The organism is Catalinimonas locisalis (assembly GCF_038039535.1).
GTDB lineage: Bacteria > Bacteroidota > Bacteroidia > Cytophagales > Cyclobacteriaceae > Catalinimonas.
On record NZ_JBBPHP010000057.1, the window covers coordinates 21,781 to 30,930 of the forward strand.

Genomic DNA, 9,150 nt, shown 5'->3' on the forward strand with positions numbered 1-9,150 from the left:
CTATGAAGAAGATATTGTATTTCGGCTTACTGTTTAGCCTTTTTATCAGTGCCTGTGAAACGGTGGTAGAGGTAGACATCCCCCGAGAAAGTCCTAAAATTGTTGTCAATGCTTTTATTCAGCCCGGCAATCCTGTGCGGGTGCTTTTGAGCCAGAGCCAGTTTGTATTAAGCAACAGAAGCTTACGCAATTTGCCGGGAGCAAATGTGGTACTTCTGGAAGATGGTACTCCGGTAGCCACCCTGGAAGAACTTGAGCTGGAAAATGATGGGACAGTGGTGATAGATGACCTCAGCCAGACGGTCTATTTTACCAATTTTACACCCACAGTAGGTAGAGAGTATAGCATACAAGTAGACAAAGCCGGATTTGATCCGGTAGAAGCTACTACTTTTATCAAATCGGCTGTACCGATTCAGGATTTGCAATATGATACTACTGTCTATGAGTACAGTTATTTTGATGGTAATACCACAGTAACACAAAAACAGATCAATCTGTCAGATGTGCAGCTCAGCATTGCCGACCCTGGTGCAGAAAGCAATTATTACGAGATCACAGTAGCCCAATACGTTACGCAGTACAGGGGAGCATATAATGAGGAAGATGGTACGTATACCATCACTGATACTGTCACTGTACTATCTCCTATGTACCTCAATAGTGATGATCCGATAGTCAATGAAGGGGATTTTTTTACGGGAGATGATCGCTACTATGGTGCGTCCTTGATCTTTCCGGATGAAATATTTAACGGGAAAAGCTATACGGTCCGTTTTAATGTAGAAAACTACAGTTATTCGGAAGAGCCTGTCAAGGAATATGTTGTCTTCTTACGTTCGCTTAATGAAGCGCAGTATCTGTATATTCGTTCTACTGACTTACAATCTGATACTGAGGGAAACCCCTTTGCTGAGCCGGTGCCTGTATACAACAATATTGAAAACGGCTACGGCATCTTTGCTGGTTCTAGTAGTGATACCGTGAACATCCTATTGGAGGAATAAAATTACTTTCACTTATCTGGCGCTCGTTTGCAACGAGTGCCTAACTACATTCATCAGCCCTTCACCGGCTCACCAAACAAATCAAACTCTGTAGCATCCAGGATACGGATATCAGCAAAATCACCTAAACGCAGGTAATGTGTATCGGCGGGGATGATCACCTCATTGTCTACCCTGCTGTTCATTGGAGTACTGCTGATAGAATGACTCTTAAAGCATGATCCTCATGGAATAGCTTTCATGTAAACTTGTTGAAACAGCCTGAATGTCAGCTTAATGTACCATACTGCTGCTTTTAGCTTTGCTTTTTCCTGTACAGACTTCCATCTTTAGTTAAAGATCAAATAAACTTTAGGCTTATGGCTATCCGTTATGCCCTCTACCCCAATACTTTCCGCAGGCGTAAGCCTCAGCAAAATTATGTAGCTCGGGTACATCACACGCAAACCTGCGACCAGAAGATGCTAGTGGAAATGATCACCCACCATAATCGTGCATTACCGCCCACTATGGTTGAAGCCGTACTGGAAGAATACTGCCGGGCGGTAGAATGGGCTATAGAGGATGGCATGCGCGTCAACACCCCCCTGATCAAGATACAAGCCAGTATACAGGGTACTTTTGCCGAAGAAGACGAACGTATGTATCCCGGACGGCAGCGCATTGTCCTCAAAGCATTGCCGGGAAAGCGATTGCAGTCACTGATCAAGCGGTTGAAAGCCAAAAAGGTAGCGCCTAAGTACCCCTGTCCTGAACCCAAACAGCTGGAAGATATCTTCTCCGATACTTCCAACCGCTGCATTACCGCCGGAGGAATCATTCGCCTCCGTGGCAAACGCCTTAAGTTTGACCCTGAGGATATTCAGCAGGGTATTTTCCTGATCCGGACCGGGGGTACTAAGCCCATACGCTTAGCAAAGGCGGTCACCAATGCCCCTTCCCAATTACTGCTGAAAGCCCCTGATGATCTTCCGGCTGGAGAATATACACTAGAAGTACATGCCATCGTCGGCAATAGTACAGAAATAAGATATGGTAAGCTTCCACACCCACTGACTGTCATCCAATCGTAGGCTACGATTGATTCAATTCACCTACTACAAATGCAGGCATCGCAGTCTATGATGGGCCTCTATCAGCTATTGCGTTTTCCATGCGTAAAGCAATGCTCCGTGCATTGATATCAGTATCAAATGGGCACAGTCATTAGTAGCAGAAGGGCATGCCCATGAGTATCCACCAGTCATACACTCGTGCCTGAGCGGGTTACAGAATAAGTAATCTACTCCTTGCGCTATCGCCTAAATCTACTTCACATAAGTAAGGTGACACGATGAGTTTAAATAATTGCTTTGTAGCAAGATATTCGCTTCAGTTTCTAACTGAAGTGGACAGATGATGCAAAGCCTCAGACTTTGCCCTCATTCATGATTTCAATCTTGAAGACTGAAACCAGTTTTTATTGTAATGGAAACAAGTCTTCATACTTACCTACTCTATCTGGCGCGCGTTTAGCCTCAGCGTAAGGCATGCCTCCTTAGCATCTCCTAATCCTTTACATAAAGAATTGGCAAAGCCGACATACTTTTTTATCCCAAAATGTGTCTCTACAGTATAAACAACATTCCTATGAAAACAACACTCATTTTTATCATGGTATTCCTCACTGGCTTACTGAGCGGTTGCGGGAAAGATGACGAACTTGTTACGCTGCGCACAGATTCCAGTGCCATAGCCCGCAAACGGGTTGGTGATTTGACCTTTACATTACAGATACTCAATATGCAGGACAAGCCTCAAGCTGTTTTTCAGGAAGGTGAGAACTTCCAGTTTGAGTTTATTATTGAGAATACTGGAGAGCAAGACTATACACTTCCAACTCCTTGGTATTTTCCCTTTCATGAAGATTTCTTCACTTTATACCGCATGACTCAAGAAAGTGGAGGGGCTTCCAAAATAGGGAAATCTTTTACTTTAGGAGGTAATTTTCTGGACGCGATGCTCGCCGAAGTTCCGGGCAAACATGCTGCTGTATACACCATGCCTTGGCTGGTAGAGACTGATTCGGTCTATATTATGCCTACGTATCTTCCGCATATAGAAGGCGCTGTCGAGAGGTATTACAGGGTAGCAGATAATCCTGTTGCTCCTCTCAGGCCGGGAGAATACTTTACAGGTGCCACCGTAAAATATAGCGAAACCGATAGTGTGAGGATGGAAGTTTCTTTTAGTGTAGAATAGCTTTAAGATACAATCAACCTAAATTTTATTATCATGAAAAAGATTTATTTTCTTAGTGCCCTTCTCCTGGGCATAATGGTAAAGATTCCTGCGGAATGGCTTTTAACATTATGTTATGGGGAAATGACGCAAGCTGTCAGGTATGCTTATCCCTCTTAAAGTTATTTGTCTTTACTCTAACGCTCGTTTTCAAAGAGCGTATGATTAACAGTGATCAAGCATTCACCGGCTCACCGAAGAGGTCAAAGTCAGTAGCATCTACAATGAGGATGTCAGCGAAGTCGCCTATGCGTAAATAATTTGTATCCGCAGGGATGATCACTTCATTGTCCACTTCCGGGGAATCACCTTCGGTACGGCCAATGTAATTACCGCTTTCTTTACGGTCAATCAACACTTTCTGTACACTGCCTATTTTGTCCTGGTTGAGTTCGTAGGAGATTTTTTCCTGTAACTCCATCACCTCATTGGCCCGCTGCTGCTTTACTTTGTCAGGCACATTATCTTCCATACCATAGGCATGGGTACCTTCTTCATGGGAGTAGGTAAAGATGCCCAGGCGGTCAAAGCGCATTTTCTCTACAAAATCCATCATATCCGCATGATCTTCTGCTGTCTCTCCGGCATGGCCGGCGATAAGCGTAGTGCGCAAAGTGAGATTAGGAATCTTCTCGCGTATCTGATGAATCAGCGCCTCAGTTTTTTCTCGCGTAGTACCTCTACGCATCAGCTTGAGCATACGACTGGAACCATGCTGCAAAGGCATATCCAGGTAATTACAGATGTTAGAGCGCTCAGCGATCACATCCAAAACATCGGTAGGAAAGCCGGAAGGAAAAGCATAATGCAGGCGAATCCATTCTATACCTTCTACATCGGAAAGGCGCTGGAGTAACTCAGCCAGATTACGTTTGCCATACAGGTCCAGGCCATAATAGGTAGAATCCTGGGCAATGAGCAGCAGCTCTTTGGTGCCATTACGGGCCAGCGACTGGGCTTCCTTCACCAATTCCTCTATAGGTTTGGAAACATGCTTGCCCCGCATCAGCGGAATAGCACAGAAGGAGCAGGGGCGATCGCAGCCTTCGGCGATTTTCATGTACGCATAGTGGCGGGAGGTGGTAGTAATTCGCTCCCCGACCAGCTCATGTTTGTAATCTGCCTTAAACTTTTTGAGCAAAAGGGGTAGCTCCATCGTACCGAAGAAAGCATCTACCTGGGGAATCTCTTTTTCCAGATCGTCACGGTAGCGCTGCGAGAGGCAGCCGGTTACGTACAGCTTGTCTATCATACCGCTCTCTTTGGCGTCGGCATAGCGAAGAATGGTGTCGATAGACTCCTGCTTGGCGTTGTCAATAAAGCCGCAGGTATTGACGATAATGACATTAGCATCATCTTTTTGAGACTCATGGGTAGCATTGATGTTGTTACCTTTGAGCTGGGTAAGCATCACTTCAGAGTCTACCAGGTTCTTAGAACAACCTAAAGTGACAACATTTACCTTATCTTTTTTGATCCCTTTTGTTTTCAAGCTCGCTTTCTTTTTAACTTTCGGCAAAATTACGAAAAATAAACACAGCGCTCATGCGTATGCATAAAGACAAACTGGTGAACAAAGCTTTTTTCGTTTTCGTTTGCTAGATTCTATATTTTGCACAGCATTTGCGACGTTCCTCTATACATGAAGCACCTACTTTTATTCTTCTCCCGTCATTTTTTGCTTTGGATATGCCTGATACCGCTGGCGATGACTGCCTGCCTGGATGAAAACGTCAGTTGTGTAACTGATACCTTTGATACTGCCAGGCTGGAGTTTCGGAAGCTGGACAGGAGTAACGCACGTAGTGACACACTTTTTATTGAATCGGTGCTAGCCAGCAATGGTGCTTATCTGGATATACAGGATACCGCAGTCAGTAGGATTTCACTTCCCCTAAACCCTTCCGGCACACAAGTCACTTTTTATGTTAACTGGCGGGAAAACTCTGCGGCTGAACTGCAAACGGATACGCTGATGCTGGAGTATGAGCTGGAACAGCGGCTGGTTTCTCCCGAATGTGGGGTGGAGCAGCGCTACGTAAACCTCAGGAGCACTAATGCTGCTTTTGACTCACTACTGGTAGTGGAGCCTGACGTCAGCCTTTTTACCAATCCTAACCTAAGGATTTATACCTGCCAGTACGAATATACCAATGTAGTGCGTGCCCGCTTTTACGAACTAGACACCACTGCTACCGTTCAGAATGTAACCAACGCTGACCTGGATACGCTCTCCATTATCAGTATTACAGATGATCTGGGCAATGTCATTCTTGAGCAGCCTGGTTCCCTTGATCGGGTAAGGCTTCCGGTGGATATTAATCGTAACAATACCACTTTCTTTTTTGAGATTGAAAATGAGGGTGAAATTGTCAATCGTAGCTTGAATGTTTCTTACTTTGTGGATACTGTACAGATTTTCGACTGCCAGCCTCAGATCAGGGTAAACAGCCTGGATGTTGACAATGATGACTTTGATTTTCGGGAAGTAGAGGTAGAGCAGGAAGAATTGAACATTAACAATAATCTTAACCTTGAAATATTTTTTTAGCATATTCTTTTGTCTTTGTCTAAGCCAGGGGTGGGCTCAGGAGCAGCAAACCAACGCACCGGCGGATACGGTAGAGCGAGTAAAAATGCAGTCAACACTCATTCCTGCCTCCTTAAGAATTGGCCCGGCGGTAAATACGCTGATACAAACTGCTCTTGACGAAGAGGGTACTTACTACGGGCTGCAAGCTGACCTGGCTATGGGGCGCTTTATGCTTTCTGCCGAATACGGGCATATGGAGCTTAGCCGCCAAAGTGAAGCCGATGTACCCGCGGAAGAGGCTTTCATGTACCGAAGCAATGGCAGTTATTATAAACTGGGAGTAGACGTAAATCTGCTGAAAGATAAGCAGAAGAACAGTTATGACGCCCTGGACGATGTCATCTATTTTGGGCTAAAATATGCTTTCAGCAATATTGATGACCAGGTACGTTTTCGTACCCCTGATAACTTCTGGGAGACTTCTGACATTAGTCAAAGCAATGAAAACCTGGGAGTCCACTGGGTAGAGATGAATGCCGGAGTGAAAGTGGCTTTATTCAAAAATGTATTTCTGGGCTATACGCTACGTTATCGCTTTGGCCAGCGCTACATAGACCGCAGTTCACTGGTGCCCTACCGCATTCCCGGCTTCGGCAGCGGTGAGGACGAGACCAATTTCGGTTTTGATTACTATATTTTTTACCGCATTCCCTTCAGAAAAAGATAGCCATGTACAAATTGCTTCTCAGCTGCTTACTTTCTTTGTCAATTATCAATTTTTCCTGCGGGCAAAGCTCCTATCAGCCTAAGGCGGGCGACCTGCTTTTTCAGGATCTGGACTGTGGACCTTATTGTGAGTCTATTGAGAAAGTGACCGAAGGCGTAGAGGGCGCTGATTTCTCCCATATGGGAATAGTGGTTTTACAGGACGACAAGCCTTTTGTGTATGAAGCTGTTTCCAAAGGCGTATTAGCCACTCCCCTGGAGGATTTTCTGCAACGAAATACAAATAATGAAGGTCAGCCCAAGGTGATGGTGGGAAGATTAACATCGGCACATCATCCTCTCATACCTGAAGCGCTGAAACAGGCAGAAAACCTTTTGGGGAATGCTTATGACGAGATTTATGTAGATGGTGACGAGGCTTATTATTGTTCCGAACTGATCTATGAAATTTTTAAGAGAGCCAATCAGGGTAAGCCTCTTTTTCCATTAGCCCCCATGACCTATATAGATCCCGATACCGGAGAAACTTTTCCGATCTGGGAAGATTACTTTGACGAAAGAGGAACGAAAGTGCCAGAGGGTGTACCCGGGATTAACCCGGGCGCTATTTCCCGTTCTCCTTATCTGGATATTGTTTATCAGTTCTATCAGCCCAAAAGTTCAGATGACTTATGAGTTCCTTGAGTTCTAGGGAATAATAAGCTTCAGGGCATCATTAAAATGATCTGAAGTCAGCAGTAAGCTATACACCCCTGAAGCCAGGCGATCAAGTCCGCTTATTTCTTTCTCAATCATCCCTGTATGATCAGCATTCCATTTCATCTGGTGTACAATTTTGCCTGAGGTATGAACGAGTGATACCTGAACTACTGTACCTGCCTTCAATCCACCAAGCTGCAAAACGGTTTTACCACCTTCAACCGGATTAGGAGATATGCTGGCATAATATTCTGACTCAGGATAGAAATTCAGCAGTACAATTTTAGAGTGGGTATACTTTCCATCAAAGTCCGTTTGTCTGAGGCGATAATAGGCAGAACCGAGCAGAGGATTTTTATCTACAAACTGATATTGTTGTTCTATTGTACTATTTCCTGCTCCTGCCACTTTTCCAATAGACATAAAGTTTTTACCATCCGCTGAGCGTTCAATCTCAAAGTAATCATTATTATTCTCCCAAGCGGTGCCCCAATGTAAGCGAACCTGCTTATCATCTGCTTCCCCACCAAGATGTATAAGCTCTATCGGTAAGGGGTTATTAGGGGTAGAAGAAGAGGCCAGCACAAAATCACTGAAGGTAGTGAAAGTAGCGGAGGTAATGCTTCCTCCGGCAAATACCCCAGGCGTAGCGGGATCAGGATTATTTCCGGTACCTCCAATATTTACCCAGTTGCCTGCACCATCACTTTTGGCAATGCGTAATGAGGGGCCATCATCCACCAGATCATCTGCATGATAGTCAATAGTAACTGTTGCAGAACTTACCGGAGCAGCAGGTGATTGCGTAATGGTGTAATACCTTAAGCCTGATACTCTTACAAGCTCCTCCGGCATAGTAGGTAAAGTACGACTTACTGGCGCCCCTTCATTCAAGACAGCGGTGTAGCTTCTTTCAGTGGCAACGGCCTGTGTCAGATTCAGGGTAATAGGGCGATAAACACCATTATTTCCTAAAGGAAAGCGCTTAACATCTGCCGCCGTAGCATTCTCAAGATGGCTGAGCGGGCCGTTAATGTAACTATTCACTGAGCCTCCCAATACTGCCCCGTTTGCTCTGATCGTTAGCATATCGGAGTTTGTGGTATTGATAATACCCTCAGTCAGGGTGAGGTTACCGTTCACTACGCTGCTTCCGCTGAGGGTAAGCGCATCTCCAGATAGCTTAATCAGGTTATTAAATGTCACCGAACCATTGATACTTTGTTCTCCAGTTCCATTAAAGATAATAGTGGCTACTCCTCCGCCGGTATTAAGCGTTCCACTGGTAACTGTGAGTTCGTTAGCGATAGTAGTAGTGATATCATCAGCCATGTTCACGCCATTTGCATTGTCGATAATGAGTGAACCAAAAGTATTATCACCACTGATATTCTGTACTAATGACCCATTAAAATTAACTGTACCCGTAGTAGAAAATGTGCCGCTATTGCTCCAATCGCCTAACAGACTGTAGTTGGCACTGCCAGTCATCACATCATCCGCAGATATGGTCATACTTCCTCCATTACTGCCATCATCAAGGGTGATAGTTCCGGTAGCGGTTACGGTACTGCCCGTTTTGTTGATATTCAGGTTATGAAAAGCGTTTATTCCGGCAATGTTCTGAGTAGAAGAACCGCTAAAGTCAACATCCGCTACATTGGTATAGGAACTGGCTCCGGCAGCATTACTCCAACTACCACTGATATCTACATCTGTGGGCACGGAAAAAGATACTTGTCCCGAAGAAGCCAGTATTCTGAAATTATTTACTGCAAAAGAACCTGCTGTACTAATGCTCTTTGTGCCTATATTATCAAAGCGAAGGTGGTGGTGTTTTAAAAAGTATGATGCTCTAAATAATTGACAGCCAGAGACATTAGCGGTAGATTAGTATGTTATGAA

General features: G+C 44.7%; 9 protein-coding genes. 6 read left to right on the forward strand and 3 right to left on the reverse strand.

Features of this window, described 5'->3' with window-relative positions; translation table 11 throughout:
• The first annotated feature begins 2 nt into the window (after positions 1-2).
• Entirely contained in the window at positions 3-1,007 is a 1,005-nt protein-coding gene (locus tag WJR50_RS31320) for a DUF4249 domain-containing protein (protein ID WP_341297281.1), read from the forward strand.
• A 53-nt stretch (positions 1,008-1,060) separates the two neighbouring features.
• On the opposite strand, the gene WJR50_RS31325 is transcribed toward WJR50_RS31320, so the two are convergent.
• On the reverse strand, positions 1,061-1,192 hold the full coding sequence (locus WJR50_RS31325; RefSeq protein WP_341297282.1) for a TRAM domain-containing protein: 132 nt from the start codon (positions 1,190-1,192) through the stop codon (positions 1,061-1,063).
• Between the two features lie 174 nt (positions 1,193-1,366).
• On the opposite strand from WJR50_RS31325, the gene WJR50_RS31330 reads away from it, so the two are divergent.
• Complete coding sequence (locus WJR50_RS31330; protein ID WP_341297283.1) at positions 1,367-2,080, forward strand: HU family DNA-binding protein; 714 nt, start codon at positions 1,367-1,369, stop codon at positions 2,078-2,080.
• Between the two features lie 556 nt (positions 2,081-2,636).
• Positions 2,637-3,248: a hypothetical protein gene (locus WJR50_RS31335; protein ID WP_341297284.1), complete on the forward strand. Its 612-nt coding sequence runs from the start codon at positions 2,637-2,639 to the stop codon at positions 3,246-3,248.
• 214 nt (positions 3,249-3,462) lie between these two features.
• Here WJR50_RS31335 and rimO read toward each other — a convergent pair whose 3' ends face one another.
• Complete coding sequence (gene rimO / locus WJR50_RS31340; RefSeq protein ID WP_341297285.1) at positions 3,463-4,779, reverse strand: 30S ribosomal protein S12 methylthiotransferase RimO; 1,317 nt, start codon at positions 4,777-4,779, stop codon at positions 3,463-3,465.
• Between the two features lie 150 nt (positions 4,780-4,929).
• Between rimO and WJR50_RS31345 the strand changes: the two genes are divergently transcribed.
• The 3 genes from WJR50_RS31345 to WJR50_RS31355 are packed head-to-tail and all read left to right on the forward strand — an operon-like array spanning position 4,930 to position 7,221.
• Positions 4,930-5,838, forward strand: coding sequence for a DUF6452 family protein (locus WJR50_RS31345; protein WP_341297286.1), 909 nt, complete (start codon positions 4,930-4,932; stop codon positions 5,836-5,838).
• Positions 5,822-6,547: a DUF6048 family protein gene (locus WJR50_RS31350; RefSeq protein WP_341297287.1), complete on the forward strand. Its 726-nt coding sequence runs from the start codon at positions 5,822-5,824 to the stop codon at positions 6,545-6,547. The genes WJR50_RS31345 and WJR50_RS31350 overlap by 17 nt, the downstream gene beginning before the upstream one ends.
• 35 nt (positions 6,548-6,582) lie before the next feature.
• Complete coding sequence (locus tag WJR50_RS31355; RefSeq protein WP_341297288.1) at positions 6,583-7,221, forward strand: YiiX/YebB-like N1pC/P60 family cysteine hydrolase; 639 nt, start codon at positions 6,583-6,585, stop codon at positions 7,219-7,221.
• Between the two features lie 12 nt (positions 7,222-7,233).
• Here the strand turns inward: WJR50_RS31355 and WJR50_RS31360 are convergent, their stop codons facing one another.
• Positions 7,234-8,970: an autotransporter outer membrane beta-barrel domain-containing protein gene (locus tag WJR50_RS31360; protein ID WP_341297289.1), complete on the reverse strand. Its 1,737-nt coding sequence runs from the start codon at positions 8,968-8,970 to the stop codon at positions 7,234-7,236.
• Positions 8,971-9,150: the final 180 nt, after the last annotated feature.

Bases quoted from the DNA above. Each gene is read 5' to 3' on its own strand.
- WJR50_RS31330 (WP_341297283.1), top strand. From the start codon at position 1,367: ATGGCTATCCGTTATGCCCTCTACCCCAATACTTTCCGCAGGCGTAAG.
- WJR50_RS31335 (WP_341297284.1), top strand. From the start codon at position 2,637: ATGAAAACAACACTCATTTTTATCATGGTATTCCTCACTGGCTTACTG.
- WJR50_RS31325 (WP_341297282.1), bottom strand. From the start codon at position 1,192: ATGAACAGCAGGGTAGACAATGAGGTGATCATCCCCGCCGATACACAT.
- WJR50_RS31345 (WP_341297286.1), top strand. From the start codon at position 4,930: ATGAAGCACCTACTTTTATTCTTCTCCCGTCATTTTTTGCTTTGGATA.
- WJR50_RS31320 (WP_341297281.1), top strand. From the start codon at position 3: ATGAAGAAGATATTGTATTTCGGCTTACTGTTTAGCCTTTTTATCAGT.